The 17,546-nt window shown below is 56.8% G+C and carries 16 protein-coding genes and 1 riboswitch; of the genes, 3 read left to right on the top strand and 13 right to left on the bottom strand.

Annotation, left to right across the window (positions count from 1 at the left end):
* Positions 1-4: 4 nt before the first annotated feature.
* Positions 5-463: a helix-turn-helix domain-containing protein gene (locus tag PG5_RS13825; RefSeq protein ID WP_020797741.1), complete on the top strand. Its 459-nt coding sequence runs from the start codon at positions 5-7 to the stop codon at positions 461-463.
* Between the two features lie 48 nt (positions 464-511).
* Here the strand turns inward: PG5_RS13825 and PG5_RS13830 are convergent, their stop codons facing one another.
* The 10 genes from PG5_RS13830 to PG5_RS13875 all read right to left on the bottom strand — a co-directional run bounded on the left by PG5_RS13830 (position 512) and on the right by PG5_RS13875 (position 10,583).
* On the bottom strand, positions 512-907 hold the full coding sequence (locus PG5_RS13830; protein WP_033043439.1) for a GFA family protein: 396 nt from the start codon (positions 905-907) through the stop codon (positions 512-514).
* A gap of 31 nt (positions 908-938) precedes the next feature.
* Entirely contained in the window at positions 939-1,334 is a 396-nt protein-coding gene (locus PG5_RS13835) for a hypothetical protein (RefSeq protein ID WP_020797743.1), read from the bottom strand.
* Positions 1,335-1,386: 52 nt separating this feature from the next.
* Positions 1,387-1,992, bottom strand: coding sequence for a hypothetical protein (locus PG5_RS13840; RefSeq protein WP_020797744.1), 606 nt, complete (start codon positions 1,990-1,992; stop codon positions 1,387-1,389).
* Between the two features lie 40 nt (positions 1,993-2,032).
* Positions 2,033-3,367: an OprD family porin gene (locus tag PG5_RS13845; RefSeq protein ID WP_020797745.1), complete on the bottom strand. Its 1,335-nt coding sequence runs from the start codon at positions 3,365-3,367 to the stop codon at positions 2,033-2,035.
* Between the two features lie 21 nt (positions 3,368-3,388).
* Positions 3,389-4,180, bottom strand: a complete 792-nt coding sequence (locus PG5_RS13850; RefSeq protein ID WP_020797746.1) for an ABC transporter ATP-binding protein — start codon at positions 4,178-4,180, stop codon at positions 3,389-3,391.
* A complete protein-coding gene (locus tag PG5_RS13855) occupies positions 4,177-5,193 on the bottom strand; it encodes an iron ABC transporter permease (RefSeq protein ID WP_020797747.1) in 1,017 nt (338 codons plus the stop codon). The genes PG5_RS13850 and PG5_RS13855 overlap by 4 nt, the downstream gene beginning before the upstream one ends.
* Entirely contained in the window at positions 5,190-6,203 is a 1,014-nt protein-coding gene (locus tag PG5_RS13860; protein WP_020797748.1) for an ABC transporter substrate-binding protein, read from the bottom strand. The genes PG5_RS13855 and PG5_RS13860 overlap by 4 nt, the downstream gene beginning before the upstream one ends.
* Before the next feature lie 145 nt (positions 6,204-6,348).
* Positions 6,349-6,544, bottom strand: a riboswitch (cobalamin riboswitch).
* Positions 6,545-6,590: 46 nt separating this feature from the next.
* Positions 6,591-7,757, bottom strand: a complete 1,167-nt coding sequence (locus PG5_RS13865) for a DUF1624 domain-containing protein (RefSeq protein WP_020797749.1) — start codon at positions 7,755-7,757, stop codon at positions 6,591-6,593.
* Between the two features lie 80 nt (positions 7,758-7,837).
* Positions 7,838-8,398 carry a lipocalin family protein gene (locus PG5_RS13870; protein ID WP_020797750.1) on the bottom strand — a complete coding sequence of 187 codons (561 nt, stop codon included), beginning with the start codon at positions 8,396-8,398 and terminating at the stop codon, positions 7,838-7,840.
* Positions 8,399-8,738: 340 nt separating this feature from the next.
* Positions 8,739-10,583, bottom strand: coding sequence for a glycoside hydrolase family 15 protein (locus PG5_RS13875; RefSeq protein WP_052024691.1), 1,845 nt, complete (start codon positions 10,581-10,583; stop codon positions 8,739-8,741).
* Between the two features lie 705 nt (positions 10,584-11,288).
* On the opposite strand from PG5_RS13875, the gene PG5_RS13880 reads away from it, so the two are divergent.
* Both PG5_RS13880 and aspT read left to right on the top strand, forming a co-directional pair.
* The gene (locus PG5_RS13880; RefSeq protein WP_020797752.1) at positions 11,289-12,902 is read left to right on the top strand and encodes a mechanosensitive ion channel family protein; all 1,614 of its coding nucleotides are present in this window, start codon (positions 11,289-11,291) and stop codon (positions 12,900-12,902) included.
* 24 nt (positions 12,903-12,926) lie between these two features.
* Positions 12,927-14,618: an aspartate-alanine antiporter gene (gene aspT / locus PG5_RS13885; protein ID WP_020797753.1), complete on the top strand. Its 1,692-nt coding sequence runs from the start codon at positions 12,927-12,929 to the stop codon at positions 14,616-14,618.
* Positions 14,619-15,313: 695 nt separating this feature from the next.
* Here aspT and ppa read toward each other — a convergent pair.
* The 3 genes from ppa to PG5_RS13900 form a co-directional block, all read right to left on the bottom strand.
* Positions 15,314-15,859 (bottom strand): inorganic diphosphatase, encoded by a 546-nt coding sequence (gene ppa, locus PG5_RS13890; protein ID WP_020797754.1) that lies wholly within the window; start codon positions 15,857-15,859, stop codon positions 15,314-15,316.
* Between the two features lie 16 nt (positions 15,860-15,875).
* The gene (locus tag PG5_RS13895) at positions 15,876-16,181 is read right to left on the bottom strand and encodes a DUF6388 family protein (RefSeq protein WP_020797755.1); all 306 of its coding nucleotides are present in this window, start codon (positions 16,179-16,181) and stop codon (positions 15,876-15,878) included.
* 66 nt (positions 16,182-16,247) lie between these two features.
* On the bottom strand, positions 16,248-17,408 hold the full coding sequence (locus PG5_RS13900; protein WP_052024692.1) for a D-alanyl-D-alanine carboxypeptidase family protein: 1,161 nt from the start codon (positions 17,406-17,408) through the stop codon (positions 16,248-16,250).
* Between the last annotated feature and the right edge of the window lie 138 nt (positions 17,409-17,546).

Raw genomic sequence — 17,546 nt, forward strand, 5'->3', positions numbered from 1 at the left:
AAAAATGCTCGACGACGCTACGCCACAAGGCAACGAATGCCCGGTCGCAAGAACACTGGAAGCCATTGGCGATCGCTGGTCGCTCATGATCATCCGCGATGCCTTTGACGACATTCGCCGGTTCAGCGAATTTCAGAAGAGCCTGGGCGTGGCCAAGAATATTCTGGCTTCGCGACTGAAGACTCTGGTCGAGATCGGGATATTCGACATCCGACCGGCGTCGGATGGCAGCGCCTACAAGGAGTACGTGCTGACAGAGAAAGGACGGGAGATCTTTCCGTTGGTGGTCTGCATGAGGCAGTGGGGCGAACGATTCCTGTTCGAGCCGCAGGAGACCCGTTCTGTGCTGTTGGACAACGCGTCCGGCAAGCCGTTGATGCCGATTGAGGTGCGCTCAGCGAGCGGGCAGACGCTGGGGCCCGCTGATTGCCACAGGGTTAGACTGGTTGATGGCGAGTCGTGAATCGGCTGTTGTCATTCCAGAAGTGGTGAGGGCCAAGCAAACTTTCCATCATCGCCCAGGCTGCCATTGTGAGTACCCTGGCAGACCCTCCCCATTCAGCCACGCCACGTCCTGCTCCGTCCAGATGTGATATTCGGGCCTGGAACCAGGATCCTCGTCCAGCGTCGCCACGCGCACGATCATCGCGCTTGAGCCGTTACGCTCTGCCGCAAGGTGCGATCCGCAGTGCGAGCAGAAGTGTCGGATCTTCCCGGGAGTTGACTCGAAAGGCCTCAACGCGTCCAGGCCTCGTGTCCACCTGAAATGCTCTTTCAACACGCCAGCCGTGGAGACATAAGCAGCGGCATGGGTCTTGCGGCAGGTGCTGCAGTGACAATGGCTGATCGGCATATCAATGCTGTCGATCTCATAGCCTACAGCCCCACAAGCGCAGCTTCCTTTCATTTTGTCCTCCGGTTTGGGCACTGTGTGAAGATCACGGCTTTTTGCAGTCTGACGGCGTTTGCCAAGCGACAAGCTCGACGTAGCTCGACTCCCCACCTCCAGTCGCACCCGACAACCAACCCCATACGAAGGACAGGGTGGTCCGCCCCTCGTGATCAACGCCTACCGTGCCACGAGACCAGCCGGACAGAATCTCACCCTCCGTGGTCAGGCAATGAAAAAGCAGCTCGATGGTCTCGGGGCCTGTCACGCGGCCGACCTGATGGCCCATGCGGATCTTGCCGCCCTGGTAGGTACTTGAAATGGCATCTCCCTCGACCTGGTAGTGAAACACCGTGCCTGCACCGGACAGCCCGTGGGTATTGCCTGCTACCGTGAATCGGCGATTGTTCAAACGTTCGGTGACTTGAGAAAAGGGGCTTTCCATGAATGTTGCTTCCTTGTAGTGGAGAGGGTCCATCTTAGCGTTGGAGTACTGATTACTTTCCGGGGAGCGATGCGATCATTTGATCAAATGCCGTTACCGAATATCTCCCATCAAGGTTGCCGACGGTGGGCATTTTTGAAGGAAACCCGAATCGCACTCTGCCGGGAAGCACTTCATCCATGGCTGAGTACCAAGTCAGCAGCGCTTGTTGGAGGCGCACGTGTAGCTCGAATTTGCTGCGTCGGCGGGTGGTGTCTGCTTTGGCACGCGCGCGCGCGAGCTGGGGATCGATGCGGCCAACAATGTAACAGTCAGCAAAGCCAATACGTCCTTGTGCGATCGTTTCTCTTGTAGCGTCCAACTCTACCCGCCACTCGGGTTCGCTCGCCTCGCCGATTTGCCAAAGGCTCCAGATGTAGTGGAGCTTGAGAGGATCACTGTCACATAAGGCCCACGAAGAGGTGTCTTCCATGGCCAACGTTTGTTGCCAGCGATCCACGTTTCGCTCTGCCCAAAAGGTGGCTGCTCCGACTGGATTCTTTATCCGGTCCGGCTCGTTATCAAAACGGCCGTTTTCGGGAATGACATGCTGCTTTCCATGCTCGGCGCACCAAGTGGTTTTCCCACTGGCGCTGATACCTTCAACAACCAGGATCATTGTTATGACTGCTCCATTAATTGCGTCATTGCGGCACGCGTCAAAACCTTCCCGTCAGCGGATACTCCACAGCCAGGCGTATCTGGTCGGTGTCCAGTTCTGCCTGTGCGGTATTGCCCCGATGCACATTGTATTGCAACGACAGGGTGGTGCCTTTCGCCGCGCCACCTTGCACCACATGGCGCACCTGCAGGTCACGCTCCCAATGTTTGCCGCCTTCGCCATAACCCAGGTAGGCGTAGCCGCCTTGCGGGTCGACATGGCTTCCATCGATCCGGCTGCCGCGCACATAGGCGGCGCTCATGGACAGGCCCGGTAACCCCCAGGGGCTGGCATCGAAATCGTAGCGGGCTTGCCAGGACTGTTCATGGGGAGCGTTGAAGTCCGACAGCTGGACGGCGTTGCTGATGAAGATAGCGCCACGGGTGACGTAGTCAAACGGTGTGTTGGCGTCCACCTTCTGATAGCCGAGGCTGAAGCCATGGGGGCCTTGGGTGTAAGTGGACATCAGGCTCCAGGTCGTGCTGTCGATCCTGCCGGACAGCGACTTGCCCTCATCCGTGGTGCGGTACAGGTTCAGGTTGATCGACAACGCGCGGGTTTCATCCAGCGGCTGGATGAAGGAGCTACCCAGGTAATGCTGGTTCCAGGTGTCCTCATAGCGCGATGTATAGGCGCTGACGGTCAGCTTCTTTGCCGGTGTGAAGACCACGCCCGCGAGATCGAAGGCATTGCCTTTCACGGCGTTGGAGTAGTTGACCACAAAGCCCTGGTCATGGCTGCTGGCGTTCCGATCGGTACTTTCGCTGAAATGACCAGCTACCAGCGTCAGCGCCTCGAACTCGTTGCTTGTGAGAAACACCCCGGTGGCGGTCTCCGGGAGCAGACGGCTATCGGACGAACTGAATACCGGCGTTTTCACGCGCTGTTCGCCATAGCTCAGCACGGTCGATGACCGGCGCAGTTTGAGTGCCGCACCGCCGCGGCTGAACGCATCCTTGGGATGTCCCTGGTTGTCGAGACCGAGCAATCGCGCTTTCCCTGCGCGGCCACCGCCGCTGTCGAGTTGTGCCCCGAGGTAGGCATGGGCATCCATGCCCACCCCGATCAAGCCCTGGGTGAAGCCCGATTGCACCGTCGCCATCAGCCCGTAGGCCCATTCTTCGGCGTAGCCATTACGCTCGTCACGCGGTTTGTAGGCATTACGCGCAGCGCCATTGCGGGCGCCATTGAGGTACTCGCGATGGTCGTAAACCGTGCGATTGAGCACGCTCCAGGCGCTGTCCTGGATAAATCCCTTGGCTTGCGATTGAACTGAATCGGCGAGTGCGAGAGGGCTTGCCAGGGCGAAGAGAATGGCTGATCGGGTATGCATTCCGGGGTGTCCACAAACAAATCAGGATGAGCGCAAGCGCAGGATGTGCGTGCCGTCGAAGGGGTCAATGAGGTAGTGCGCGTGCACCCCGAAAGTCTCCAGCAGGCGTCGCGGGGTCAACACCTCGAGCGGCTTGCCAAGGGCCACCAAGCGCCCTTTTTCCAGCACCGCCAGACGATCGCAGGTGAGTGCCTGGTTGAGGTCGTGCAGGGCAATCACGGTGGTCACGGGCAATGCGTGAACAACGTGCAGAATCGCCATCTGGTGCTGGATATCCAGGTGGTTGGTCGGTTCGTCCAGCAACAGGATCTGCGGGCGCTGGGCCAGGGCGCGAGCGATATGCACGCGCTGACGCTCGCCGCCAGAGAGGCTACGCCACGTGCGCCTGCAAAGATGCGTCGCATCGACGTCGCGCAAGGCTTGATGGACGATGTCTTCGTCCGCCTTCGACCATGGACTCAAGGCCGACAACCACGGCGTTCGGCCCAGGGCCACGGCATCGAACACACTGATCGCATCCAGGGTGTCGGCCTGCTGCTCAACCACCGCCAGGGTTTGGGCGATGGTTCGCCGGGACAGGGCCTTGAGGTCTTGGCCGTTGAGATGGACCGCTCCCCGGCTGGGCGCACGCACGCCGGCCAGCAGTTTGAGCAGGGTGGATTTTCCAGAGCCGTTGGGCCCGACAAGGCCCAGGGTTTCGCCACGACGAATGTCCAGGTGAATCTGGTGCAGAAGTTCAACTTCGCGGATATGCAATCCGAGTTTGGAACAACTCAGCACGGTTTCGTCGGTAACCGGCGCAAGCGCATTCATCGGGCATTCCTCCGACCGACCAGGATCAGCGCAAACACCGGCGCGCCGACCAATGCCGTAATCACGCCGACCGGAATTACCTGGCCCTTGATCAAGGTTCGCGACAGCACATCGGCGGCCACCAGAAACACCGCACCGCCCAGCGCACTCGCCGGCAACAGGCGGGTATGCCGAGTGCCCAGCAACAGCCTGGCGGCGTGGGGAATGACCAGTCCAACGAAACCGATAGAGCCGACAATCGACACCATCACCGCCGTCACCAGGGCGGCGCAACTGATCAACAGAAATTGCACGGGACGAACCGCAATGCCGAGTGAGGCCGCGGAGTCGGCGCCAAAGGTGAAGGCATCCAGTGCCCGCCGGTGCCACAGGCAAACCGCCAGGCCGGCCACCGCAACCGGTACAGCCAGCCACACGGAGGGCCAGCGCACGCCACTGAGATTGCCCAGTAGCCAGAACATGATGCCGCGAGCCTGTTCGGAACTGGCCGACTTGGTGATCAGGAACGCGGTGAGCGCATTGAACAGTTGTGAACCGGCAATGCCCGCCAGGATGATCTGGCCGGTACTGCCGGGCGAACCGCTGGCACGGCCCAGCAATACCACGACGGTGAAGGCGGCGACGGCGCCGGCAAACGCCCCGGCCGACATCGAAATTGCTCCGGCACCCAGGCCCAGCAACGCCACCAGCACCGCACCCGTCGAGGCCCCCGCGGAAATGCCAAGCAGGTAGGGATCGGCCAACGGGTTGCGCAGCAACGATTGCAGGATCACCCCGCAGGTCGCCAGGCCCGCCCCGCAAGCCGCCGCCACCAACGCGCGAGTCAGGCGGTAGTTCCAGACGATGCCCTCATCGATAGGATCGAGGACATACCCGGCCATCCACATTTTATTGGCCAACACCTGGAACACCACGCCGGGTTCGATGCGGGTTTCACCGATGGCCACGCCGGCGATCACGGCCACGAGCAGCATCACCAGTGCAAGCAGAGTGCGAATCAGCGTCGCGGTCATTTTGGCAGGTCGTAGCGGTTGATGGCCGTTGCCAGCGATTCGAGACCGTCGAACATTCTCAAGCTGGCCTGCATGGCCATGGCGTCGAGGATAATGATGCGGTTGTTTTTCACCGCGTCCATGTTGCGGGTCACGGGATCGCTGCGCAGGAATTGCAGTTTCCGTTGATAGTCGTCAGCCGGGAAACGCCGGCGATCCATGCGGGCGATGACCAGGAATGTCGGGTTGGCCTTGGCGATGGTTTCCCAGCCAACGGTTGGCCACTCTTCGTCGGACTGCACCACATTGCGCACGCCCAAGGTGCCCAGCATGAAGTCGGGGATGCCCTTGTGCCCGGCGACATAGGGATCGATGTCCAGGCTGGCACTGGAAAACCAGACCAGCGCGCTGGTGTGCGTGAGGTCTTTGCCTTGCACCGCGGCAATGGACTTGGCCAGGCTGGCCTGCAGTTGCGCGTTCAGTTGCTGCCCGCGCGCCTGGACATCAAAAATCTCGGCCAGCTGGGTAATGCTCTTGTAGAGACTGTCAATGCGAAACGGCTGCAGGCGGGTGCCGTCGGCCCCCACCAGGTTGTCCTTGGATTCGCAGTCCGAGGGCATGAGATAGGTTGGAATCTGCAGTTCGTGAAACTGCTCGCGGGTAGCGACTGCGCCTTGCGGGCCGACCATCCACTCAAGTTCGACAGCGACCAGTTCCGGGCGCTTGCCGATGACCGACTCGAAACTCGGCTCGTTATCGGCCAGGCGTTCGATCCTGTCGTTTTGCCCCTTGTATTTGCCCAGCACATCATTGAACCACAGCGAAGTGCCGACCAGTTTGTCACCGAGTCCCAGGGCGAAGAGCATTTCGGTGCCGGCCTGGCCGATAGTCACCGCCCGGACAGGGGCGTGCGTGAACGTCAGTGTGCTGCCGCAGTTCTCGATCGTCAGCGGGTAATGAGTAGGGGAGGCACAGGCGAGGGCAGAAAGTCCCAGGCCGGTGACGAGGGCGAAAAAGCGCGGCAACAGCATGATGCAATCTCCATTTGAACCGTACACGCAGCCAGGGTGCAAGGTCTGGAAAACACATCATCGAGCGCTGCCGAAAACAGCAGTGCAAGGCCCATCACCTGAGTGACGCGCGCGCAGATGTCCTTCCCGGACACCCCGCCGGTTAGTGATTTGTTGCTTGGCCGGCAGGTCTCCTGACTGATGCGTCATGGCGTGCTCCAGCCTTCCCGGGAATCGATCCCAGTGGCAGTTCAGGAGCAGGCTCGGCACCTACAGTTGCGGGGGCAGTTCCGTTTGATGCGTTGGCAGCATCACGGATTCCCTATTAATCCCGTTTGGGAACCGGCGGCGGCATGGTAGTCGATCATGCCGCCCGAGGCGAACCCAAGTCCTGTTGAGCTGTGCCGATCAGAAGTATTTGAGCCAGCCGATATCGCGACGACGTGCCTTCAATGCCGCGAACCAGCGCACTGGCAGGTACAGCGTTGCAGCCAGGAGCACGGCCGCCAGCCACACGGCCCACATGCTCTGGAAGCCGAAGTAGTCGCCCTGGTTCAGACCGAACATCGCCACGCTCAGCAGATACAGGATTTTCAGCACATAAAGATGGAGCAAGTAGAAGAACATCGGTGCCGCGCCAAACACCGCCAGGGCACCGATCCACTGGCGTTGTCGGGCCCGCTCGAAACCAGACAGCAGCAGTAGCCCGACGCCTAGCGTCAGACACAGGAACAGCAGGGAAGGGGGGTACTTGGTGATGTTGAAGAAACTCATGAGGGTTTCTGTCGTGCTTTCATGAACCACCCACTGCGCTTCGCCATAACCGTTGACCAGGCGCAGGGCGATGAAACCGATCAATGCACAGGCACCTGTCAGCAACAGATAACGCTGACGCATTGCGAACGAGGTAGAGCGCGCGAACCACGGACCGATGCAGTAACCCAGGGCGATGACGCCGATCCACGGCAGCACGGGGTAGGAGGTGCGCAGGCGCAAGTGGTCGGAGAATTCGATCCAGCCGCGATCATGCAAAATCGCCCAAGGCAGGTGCAGCGCCGATCCGGGCGGGAAGTGCAGGGGATCGAGCAGGTTGTGCAAACCGACTATGGCCAGGCCCAGGACACACAATATTGGCCGAGGTAGCCAGGCCAATACAGAGAGAGCAATCATGCTGACACCAATCGCCCAGATCACCTGCAGGTAGATCACAGCAGGCGGGAACTGAAAGGTCCAGGCGAAATTCACCAGGGTGAACTCCAGCACAACCAGGAACAGGCCACGCTTGAACAGGAACATCGACGGCGTGCCCTGGTGCTTTTCACCGTACAGGAATGCCGACAGTCCAGTGAGCAGAACGAACACCGGCGCACACAAATGTGCGAGGGTGCGGCTGAAAAACAACGTTGGCTCCGTGCTGTCGACAAGCATCGGGTCGGTGACCTGGCGGTGCAGGAAGAACGTCTCGCGCACATGATCCAGCAGCATGAAAATAATCACCAGGCCCCTGAGGGCATCGATGGACGTCAGGCGTTGGCCCAGGCGGGTGATGGGCGGGATTTGAACAAGGTTTGTCATCGAAAGTCGCAGGCAGGGGGTGGGTCACGCTGTCGGTTAGCAATCGACAGTTTCTATGTTGTTATAACGTAACATACACCCTATTGCTGTGTCATCAGCAGCCGCTCTACCGTAAAACCTTTGTTTCTCAGTCGTTTCAATAGGGCTGCGTAAGCTTGAGGGGCTACGTGAGTTGTTCGAGACAAAATCCACAAATATTTGCGAGTCGGCTCACTGACGGCGGCCAGTTGATATTGGTTGTCAATATCTACAATCCAGTAGTCCCCCCACACTGCCGGAAGGAACGACAGCCATTCTGGCGCGAAACGCACTTTAAGCTTTGGAGAGTGGGTATCACCCACTTGATGACCAGTGGCGATAAAAAGATAGGGTTGGCCATTGCGCAATCGACAGCGGTAGAGCGCTTGCACGGTACCGTCGGCTTGCAGGTGAAAATCGGTGCGGGTGAAGCCCGCGCACTTTTTCTGAAACTGATTGGGGGTTCGGGCGATCTCGTACCAGATGCCCATGAACCGAGGAAGATCAATACTGACGACAGGTTGCAATGAGCGATTGGGGCTGTCTGCCTGATTACCAGAAACGGTAGAACTCAAACCGGCCAAAATCAGGCCAGTAAAAAAGTAGTCAAGTATTCTGCGCATAGCACTATCGCTCAAAACTGGCGACTCATACCCCTTTTGCCGTTGGAAAGTCTGGTGAACAACCTGGTTCTTAGGTTCAACGATAGACCTAAAGCCAGTTCAATCCATTGTATCGCTCCAATTTGGTACTGATGAACGGCGGCCGTGCTTGTTGAGCCAGGCGAGTTTGCTGCATAGATGTGAATGACCCCGGGTTTTATAAGTGCTCTCTAGGCTCGCGGTGCAATGTGTTTGAAACTCAATCGGTGACAGCTGAATGTCCAATAATTGCAAGTTAGACGGCTTTCAAATGCACGCTGGTGAACGGCCGACGCGACGATAGGAATTCTCGGTAACGCAGTCATTCGTGCGGGGGACATGGCCTGGCGTTCGTGGTTACCAGCCGCTCACCTGTGCGGCTCGATTCATCTAACTGCCCCGGCGCCAGTGAAAGCAATCGTGCGGTATTGATAAGCGCCATATGGCTTAAGGCCTGCGGGAAGTTTCCTAGCATGTGTCCGCTGCGAGGGTCGAACTCCTCGGCGAGCAGGCCAACGTCGTTGCGCAAAGCTAGCAGGCGCTCGAACAGCGCCTCGGCCTCAACTTGACGACCGGTCACGGCGAGGCAGTCGGCTAACCAAAAACTGCAAGGCAGAAAGGCACCTTCGCCTGGCGGTAGGCCGTCGACGGCCGTCGCAGTCTCAACGCGGTAGCGCAGCACCAGGCCGTCGACCACAAGTTCGCGTTCGATCGCAGCGATCGTGGATCGTACTCGAGAATCGTCCGGCGGCAGAAAGCCTACCAGTGGGATGAGTAGCAGGCTGGCATCAAGCGCCGTACTGCCGTAATGCTGAGTGAAGCACTTACGTTTCACATCGAAGCCAGCTTCGCAGACCTGCGCATGAATTTGTTCGCGGGTTCGACGCCAGGCCGCAACGGGGCCCTCTAAGCCATAGCGTTCGACCGCTTTTATACCTCGATCGAAGGCAACCCAAGCCATTACCTTCGAGTGCGTGAAATGCCGTCGAGGCCCACGGACTTCCCAGATACCCTCATCAGGCCCTTGCCAATGGCTGTCAAGATAGTTCAGCAAGGCACACTGGATGTTCCAAGCATGCGGCTGCAGCACCTGACCCGCCGCGCGCGCCAAATGCAGGGTGTCCATCACTTCTCCATAGACGTCGAGCTGGAACTGTTCCGCCGCTGCATTGCCTATGCGCACCGGTGCGGCCTGCATATAGCCAGGAAGCCACGGGATTTCGGTTTCTTTAAGCCGGCGTTCGCCTGTCACGCTGTACAGTATCTGCAGGTCGGCCGGGCTACCCGCCACAGCGCGCAACAGCCAGTCGCACCAAGCCAGAGCCTCGTCGGTATAACCAGCGAGTAGCAGAGCGTTTAGTGTGAAGGTCGCGTCGCGTAGCCAGCAGTAACGGTAGTCCCAGTTACGCACGCCACCCGGGTACTCGGGCAGCGAGGTGGTTGGTGCTGCGACGATGCCACCTGTGGGCTGGTAGATGAGTGCCTTTAGCGTGAGTAAGGAGCGCAGCACTGCATCCTGCCAGCGGCATTCAAAGCGACAGCGCCCAGACCAATTCTGCCAGTGGCGCTCGGTTTGCTCCAGCGTACTTTCGGCGTCAATGGCGTGCTGTGCCGGTTCATGCGACGGCCGGTAATTGAGCACGAAAGGCACGCGCTCACCGACTCCGACTTCAAAGTCGGCCCGTGAGGTCATCTGCTCGCCACGTATGTGTACAGGGGTATGCAGTTCGAGAGTGTCTGGCCCGGCAGTCGCGAACAGCGCGCCATTGTGCCGGGTTACCCAAGGGACAATGGAGCCGTAATCAAAACGGATAACGAGTTCCATTCCCATGGCGACGCGCCCCCGCAGGCCTACGACGATGCGTAACACATCCCAACGTTCGTTCGATAATGGCATGCAATCAATCAGGCGTACTGCACCAGAAGGGGTCTCGAAGTCTGTTTCCAGGATTAAAGTACCTTCGCGATATCGGCGACTTACCGAAGTGATTTTTTCGCGTGGGGCAATCGCCCAGCGCCCATTCTCTGAGCCACCTAGCAGGGCTGCGAAGCAGGCGCCCGAGTCGAAATAGGGCAAGCACAGCCAATCGATCGAACCATCACGGCCCACCAGTGCGGCGGTATGGCCGTCACCGATCATGGCGTATTGCTCTATAGGCATGGACATTGTTCAACTCGCCGAATCAGAATGCTGCCAGCCGTAATCGGTGTTATCGAGTGCGGTCAGTAACGGCTGATGTTTTGGCCTCAATGCGGATCTTGGCTAAAGCGTTCATGGGCGACCTCTACGATGAGGTCCCTAAGAAATCATAGCAGGGGGTTGCCTTGCGTGTAGCGGCTCAAGTGATGCAATAGGCCAAGGCCAAGGCCAAGACTGATGCGTGATGTCCGGAAAGTTTTACTACTCTGCACGGGGTGTGCATCATCGCGCAGCCCAAAACATATTCCACGCTCGTGCAAGCTTATTGGCCACCTTGGGAAAGAACCGGGCCTATCCTGCATCGCCGAAGATCACCTTGGCCATGGCATTAATGTGCGCGAAGCGGAACAACCGATGTGAGCGCCCGGCAGAGACATCTCTGTATTCCGCCCGCGATGTCCGGAGATGGTATGCCCAAGCTCTGCTGCCAAGGCTGGAGCATAAGAACAACCCAGCTTCTGGCATCAGATGGTGCAGCGCTAATCGTGGCTTCGTGTGAAGCTGTGGCTCATCACCAATTGCCGCATCCCCAGTTCGGGATTAGTAACCTCCTGCAATCTGACATCTTGCAGCTGCTGAACTACGCTTTGGTTCCAGGACTCATGGAAACGACATGCATTGAATGTCATCGTCAAACTCCGCGTAGGAACCTGTTAATCAAGGAGCAGGCAGATGCGGGACAGGTTTCTTCCAATACTGGTCGCCGTTTTAAGCATGTCCTGGTCTGTTTTGCTCTTCGCAGAAGACGCACTGCACCCTGTTGAACATCCTCCTGCAGATCTCAAAGTCGCCAATCGCAGCATCATGGTCTTCCGTGCAACTCTGCTGGGAGAGTCCCCGGACACTCGAGCGAAGCGCGCGAAAACGGTGATCAACGAAGCGCTGGATGATTCTGACGATCTCGCTGTTACCCTCGACCCCATTCAGAATAGCTACTTGATTCTGCTGGGAACCAAACGCGCTTTTATCGTCTCACCCAAAGATGTCGACAGTTTGGAATATGCCTCGGTGCGTGAGGCAGCCGAAGGCACGGCTGAGAAGCTTAGGCAGGTGGTGGCTGAAACTCAGGAGGCACGAAGTCTACGGTTGATTCTCAGAGCTCTTGGCACTGCGGCATTCGCCACAGCCATTTACTTTGTGCTGCTTTGGGGCATGGCCTATTTACGACGGAAACTGCTGGGGAAACTCCCCGAGTTGATGCATCGACACACCCGGACCTTAAGGGTCGGGCGAACCCAAGTGATCGACGCTAATTATCTATACCCACTGGTCAGTCGTTTGTTTGGGGCACTGCGTTGGGGCGTGATACTGCTGCTGACGTATGAGTGGTTGGGATTCGTCATGTCGCGCTTTCCATACACCCGACCATGGGGGGAAAGTCTCAACAAATACCTTCTGGAAGTCGCAACTTATTTGCTGCAAGGCATAATGGATGCAATACCTGGAATGGGTGTTGCAGTGGCGATCTTTCTCATCGCGAAGGGTACAACCGCGTTCACTCGTCGAATAGTCCATCGCGTGGCCACCTCTGGGTCCTTCAGTTGGCTGAGCCATGAAACCCTCCGGCCGACCCAGCGCTTGACCTCGTTAGCAATCTGGTTGTTTGCCTTCGCCATGGCCTATCCCTATTTGCCGGGCGCCGGCACCGATGCCTTCAAAGGATTGTCGGTGTTGATCGGTTTAATGATCTCGCTCGGCGCGTCCAGCGTAGTGGGCCAAGCGGCTGCGGGTTTGATCCTGACCTACACTCGAACCTTGCGCCCGGGTGAGTTCGTGCGCATTGGCGAGTATGAAGGCACGGTCACAGAGCTGGGGACGTTCACAACAAGCATTCGTACTGGCCTTGGGGAAGTGCTGACTTTGCCCAACTCGATGATTACGGGCACCGTCACCAAAAACTATTCTCGAACCGTAAAAGGTGCTGGTTATGTAGTCGACACCGTTGTAACCATTGGCTACGACACACCATGGCGGCAGGTAGAGGGGATGCTACTGGAAGCCGCCAAGCGTACCCCGGGTGTTCAGGAGGACCCGCCACCTCAAGTGTTTCAAACGGCATTATCAGACTTCTACCCGGAATACCGGCTGGTTGCCCAGGCGATTCCCAGCCTGCCGCGACCCCGTGCGGTACTGCTCAGCATACTGCACGCCAACATCCAGGATGTATTCAACGAGTACGGCGTACAAATCATGTCACCGCACTATTTGGGTGATCCGCGCGAAGAGAAGAAAGTACCCAAAGAAAAGTGGTTCACGGCACCCGCACTTCAACGGAAGGACACTTGATCTTACTCAAAGGAAGTCTGTGACATGCTCGAATTTATGTTGCACGCCCTGCGTTCCAACCCGGAAATTGCGGTATTCCTCGCCATTGCGCTGGGCGTTTTTATCGGCCGTATTCGAATCGGCAGCTTTCATCTAGGTTCAGTGGCTGGTGCGCTGTTGATGGGGCTATTGATCGGTCAGATCGGCCTGGAGGTACCCGCCGGGATGAAGTCGGTATTTTTTGTGATGTTCATTTACGCCGTCGGTTTCAAGAGCGGACCGGAGTTTTTCGGCAGTCTTAATCGCGGCACCCTGAAATTGGTGGTGCTTTCTGTAGTCCTGTGTGCAACGGCGCTGGGATCAATTCTATTGATGTACGCCTTCTATGATTTCGACGCAGGTTTTACTGCCGGGCTCGGCGCCGGGGCGTTGACCGATACGGCAATCATGGGGACAGCGAGCAGCGCCATCAATCAATTGGCAATCGATGCTGCGGCCAAGGCCGAACTCAACAGCCACATGGCAATCGCCTATGCGATTACTTATTTGTTCGGCACCATTGGCCTAATTGTCTTCGTGGGCAGTGTTGCTCCGAAGTTGCTAGGTGTCGACCTCAAGGTATCTGCTCGCGAACTGGAACTGGAATTGGGCATTGCCAATGATGAAGACGCAATCACTGTGCCTTACACGCGCATCGTGGTGCGCGCGCACCAAGTGATTACCAACGGTTCTGCAGATGGCCAGCGCGTTGCCGATTTAGAAGGGCAGCACCAGTCGCTGACAATCGAACGTGTAGTGCGCGTCGGCGTGGTGATAGAGCGTGATGAGGAGTTCGTCCTCAAGGCAGGGGACATTGTTGGGGTTTATGCCCCGCGAGAAGAAGTCGGTACGCTCACCGAATGGATAGGGCCGGAAATGGACCATCCCGAATCCTTGTCATTCCCGACTCGTCAGGTGGACATTGTGCTGACCTCGCCGGAGTTTGCTGGCAAAACTATCCATGAGGCTCGAGTCAGGCTGGCCAGTACTCAACGCCTCGGTTGTTTCGTCAACACCATTACCCGTCAGGGCTACGACTTGCCTTTGTTGCCCAATACCGTATTGCGTCGAGGCGACGTGATTACTCTTACGGGCCGCACCACCAGTGTCGAAGCGTTAGCCGATCGATTGGGAAGGATTCGAGAGAACAACTACAAAAGTGATATCGCAATGCATACGTTGGGTATGGTGGTAGGGTCATTACTTGGCCTGCTAACTACCCATGTCGGAATGATTCCCGTGGAGCTAGGCGTTGGAGGTGGAGTATTGGTCACTGCCCTGGTGATTGGATGGTTCAACTCACGGCATCCTGAAATCGGCGCGTTGCCACCGGCTGCACAATGGGCATTTTCAGAGTTCGGATTGACCGCGTTCGGTGCGGTGGTGGGCTTGCTGGCCGGACCGGCTGCGTTTGCGGCGATGAAAGAGCACGGGATATCGTTGCTGCTGTCCGGCGCTGTGGTAACGATCCTGCCGCCGCTGGTGGCACTGTACTTCGGTCGCTATGTACTGCGCTTGCATCCGATGATTCTATTTGGAGCCCTGGCCGGAGCGCAGACCGAAGCAGCATCGATGAACAAAATCATCGAGCAATCCGGGAGCAACACTCCAGTAATTGGTTTTACCGTTTGCTACGCGATTTCCAATGTGTTGTTGGCAGTGTGCGGTCCGATCATCATCTTTGTGGTAGCCGGTTAAGCAATAGGCTAGAAACCTTTAGAGTACTTTACGGAAAGGATTTGTCAGAAGGGGCGGGTGGAGTCGCGATAAAGCGGCATCCACCACCCCTACGAAATCGCACGAGCGAAAACACCATATCTGTCCTGCCAGGTTATTTACCTGGACTCGCAAAGCCAAGTACGGTGATCACTGGATTTTGAGTGAACGGGGTGTTGTCAGCGTAAGCGTCCGGCGAAGTCATCTATTTTTATGCCGGCTGTGCAGCGATATATGTTCGGCGACGATCATGAACTTGTTCCAGGCCGCCCGGCACAGTCATTGAATTTATCCGGATACGGTGAGTCATTGGCGTTAGACGAACCTGCATGGAGAATCTAAAGATGACCGCCCCCCAACAAACGCGCCAAGCTCTACCGCATGGTCATGCCCGAACACGTATGTCCTTTTCGGGCTTAAGTCCCGTGACCTGCTCAAGCGCGAGGGTTATAACGTCGATGACCATTGGCTGCGCACATGCGAACAAACCGATGATTTCAAGCGTGGGGTAGGCGTGGACACCACCCCGAAGTCACTCAATACCGCCCGATGTTTACGGTATTTGCCGTGGCCCTGTTGATGGCACTGGCCAGTGTGTATGCCGCCTTCGGCACGCTGTTTAGCGGGCGGGTAATCGAATGATTCCCAGCCATGAGCATGACCCTGTTAAGTATGACTCAGGGCGTGCACCTATATCTTTTGACATAAGTGGCGACCGACTTGCGAATCTCCACCCTTGCGTCATCTGCGCTCCCCCAACGCCCCATCTTCAGCCATTTGCCTGGTTCCAGCGCCTTGGAGTATTCGAAGTAATGCTGGATCTGGGCGATCAACAGTACAGGAAAGTCTTCCCATTCCTTCACGTTAGCGTACATAGGGCTGAGCTTCTCGTGAGGTACCGCGACGATGATGGCTCCGGTGCCAGTTCTACCTGTAGTGTAGATCACGCCTACTGGCCGGCTGCGAATTACAACACCAGGCGATACTGGGTAAGGGCAAATCACCAGTACGTCGAGAAGGTCGCCATCATCACTCAGCGTATTTGGAATAAATCCGTAGTAGGCCGGATAGAGCGGCGATGTACTGATGAAGTGGTCGACGAAAATCTGCCCACTTAATTTGTCCACCTCGTAATTAACTGGAGAATGGTTTGCGGGAATGTCGACAACTGTAAAAAAATCATCGGGAATCTCGTTGCCTGCTCTAATATCCTCATAACTCATTTTGCACCTCAATGATTTAATAAGGTCGCCCGTTAATTCCATTCAGCTTGCAATACTCCTCCCATTCCATTTCTACCATTTCTGCCACCTCTCGATGAAATTCTATGGTCATGCATTTCAGCTCTTCGGGTGACTCTGAAATCAGGGTAAGAGTTAATTCCCACACCTCGATCCCCAGACGCGTGGCCTCTTCTTCGAAGGCTGACTCGATGCACTGTTGTTTTTCATCCTCACTCAGTCCCTTAACGGCGTCATTAAGTGCTGAATCGCCCTTGAAGAACTTCGACAGTGCTAGATCTCTTCGCAAGTCATCGGAGTTCATCGGATGCTCCAGCTTCGTGAGTCGCCCGAGGATTTCCACCTCGATGCGAGGTAGCGTCGGCCCCGGTCATGCAATCGCAGGTTCATCAAACCAACCGAGGACTGTTCTATAAAAAAATAGATGCATTGAGTCCCACCAACGTATCCACCAAACACCTGGTTCACCGTCTTCCAATGCTATCAATGGCAGGCTCCCAAGTTTCTGCTCAGCATCGTACAAATCCAGTTTTCCAACGATGGTGCCAGCAGAAATAGGCGCTTCGAGTGGGCCGTCAATCTTCAGCCGTGTCTCTACTTCACGGTTTTCATTCTTGGGCAAGGTGAGGGTCAGATCGTCCAGCAATCCCACGGCGATCAATCGTTCTTTGCCTTTCCAGAGCGCAGACCACGTGAGTATCTCCCCTGCTTTTTTGTAGGTTTGGGTATCAAAGAAGCGAAAGCCATAACCCATGAGTTTTTCCGTCTCTGCCGTGCGTTTATGTGCGCTGCTAGCGCCAAATATCACACTGATCAAGCGTCGCCCGACTCGGTGCGACGAAGCCACCATGCAATAACCGGCGGCCTCGGTATGGCCAGTTTTCAATCCGTCAAAGCTTGCATCGCGCCATAAAAGTAGATTGCGATTGGCTTGCCGAATACCGTTCCAGGAAAAGTGTTTCTTGGAGTAAAGGGCGTAGGAGTTAGCCCCTTGGCTGATGATTGCGCGGGCCAACAAAGCCATATCGCGAGCAGATGAATAATGCTCTGGATCAGGCAGCCCGGTGGAGTTCATAAAGTGTGTGTTACCCATGCCTAATACGGATGCGGTGGAATTCATCATCCCGACGAAGGCTGCTTCGCTTCCGGCTACATGTTCGGCGAGTGCAACGCTTGCGTCATTGCCAGAGTCGATGATCACACCGCTCAGCAAGTCGTGAACTGAAACCGAACTGCCCGGGTCAAGAAACATTCGTGAACCACCCGTACGCCAGGCATTTTCGCTAACGGTGCTGCTGTCATCAGCCTTCAGGTTCCCGGCCTTGATTTCACCTGTGGTGACATACGCGGTCATCATTTTTGTCAGGCTTGCGGGGGGTAATCGCATTTCGCTGTTGTGACTGGTAATCACGCTACCCGTAGCCGCGTCGATCAGTATCCAGGCTTTAGCCCCGAGCTTTGGAGGGGCTGGGATCATTGTCCCAGGTGAGTGGGTTTCAGCCAGCGCAGGGTTAGCCAAAACTACAGGCATTAGGCAGAACATGGTTAACACAAGCAGGGACAGCAGGTATTTCACAAGGAAGACGCCTTGGATCAGCAGAATGTGCTGCAAAGCTAGCTCTCAGGGCTGGGGGCCTCAAATTAAGTTGGATTAAGTTAAATTTAATGT

It is taken from the genome of Pseudomonas sp. G5(2012) (assembly GCF_000408945.1).
GTDB classification, from domain to species: Bacteria; Pseudomonadota; Gammaproteobacteria; order Pseudomonadales; family Pseudomonadaceae; genus Aquipseudomonas; species Aquipseudomonas umsongensis.

Bases quoted from the DNA above. Each gene is read 5' to 3' on its own strand.
- aspT (WP_020797753.1), top strand. From the start codon at position 12,927: ATGCTCGAATTTATGTTGCACGCCCTGCGTTCCAACCCGGAAATTGCG.
- PG5_RS13840 (WP_020797744.1), bottom strand. From the start codon at position 1,992: ATGATCCTGGTTGTTGAAGGTATCAGCGCCAGTGGGAAAACCACTTGG.
- PG5_RS13865 (WP_020797749.1), bottom strand. From the start codon at position 7,757: ATGACAAACCTTGTTCAAATCCCGCCCATCACCCGCCTGGGCCAACGC.
- PG5_RS13855 (WP_020797747.1), bottom strand. From the start codon at position 5,193: ATGACCGCGACGCTGATTCGCACTCTGCTTGCACTGGTGATGCTGCTC.
- PG5_RS13835 (WP_020797743.1), bottom strand. From the start codon at position 1,334: ATGGAAAGCCCCTTTTCTCAAGTCACCGAACGTTTGAACAATCGCCGA.
- PG5_RS13850 (WP_020797746.1), bottom strand. From the start codon at position 4,180: ATGAATGCGCTTGCGCCGGTTACCGACGAAACCGTGCTGAGTTGTTCC.
- PG5_RS13830 (WP_033043439.1), bottom strand. From the start codon at position 907: ATGAAAGGAAGCTGCGCTTGTGGGGCTGTAGGCTATGAGATCGACAGC.
- PG5_RS13900 (WP_052024692.1), bottom strand. From the start codon at position 17,408: ATGCCTGTAGTTTTGGCTAACCCTGCGCTGGCTGAAACCCACTCACCT.
- PG5_RS13860 (WP_020797748.1), bottom strand. From the start codon at position 6,203: ATGCTGTTGCCGCGCTTTTTCGCCCTCGTCACCGGCCTGGGACTTTCT.
- PG5_RS13875 (WP_052024691.1), bottom strand. From the start codon at position 10,583: ATGTCCATGCCTATAGAGCAATACGCCATGATCGGTGACGGCCATACC.
- PG5_RS13880 (WP_020797752.1), top strand. From the start codon at position 11,289: ATGCGGGACAGGTTTCTTCCAATACTGGTCGCCGTTTTAAGCATGTCC.
- PG5_RS13895 (WP_020797755.1), bottom strand. From the start codon at position 16,181: ATGAACTCCGATGACTTGCGAAGAGATCTAGCACTGTCGAAGTTCTTC.
- PG5_RS13845 (WP_020797745.1), bottom strand. From the start codon at position 3,367: ATGCATACCCGATCAGCCATTCTCTTCGCCCTGGCAAGCCCTCTCGCA.
- ppa (WP_020797754.1), bottom strand. From the start codon at position 15,859: ATGAGTTATGAGGATATTAGAGCAGGCAACGAGATTCCCGATGATTTT.
- PG5_RS13825 (WP_020797741.1), top strand. From the start codon at position 5: ATGCTCGACGACGCTACGCCACAAGGCAACGAATGCCCGGTCGCAAGA.
- PG5_RS13870 (WP_020797750.1), bottom strand. From the start codon at position 8,398: ATGCGCAGAATACTTGACTACTTTTTTACTGGCCTGATTTTGGCCGGT.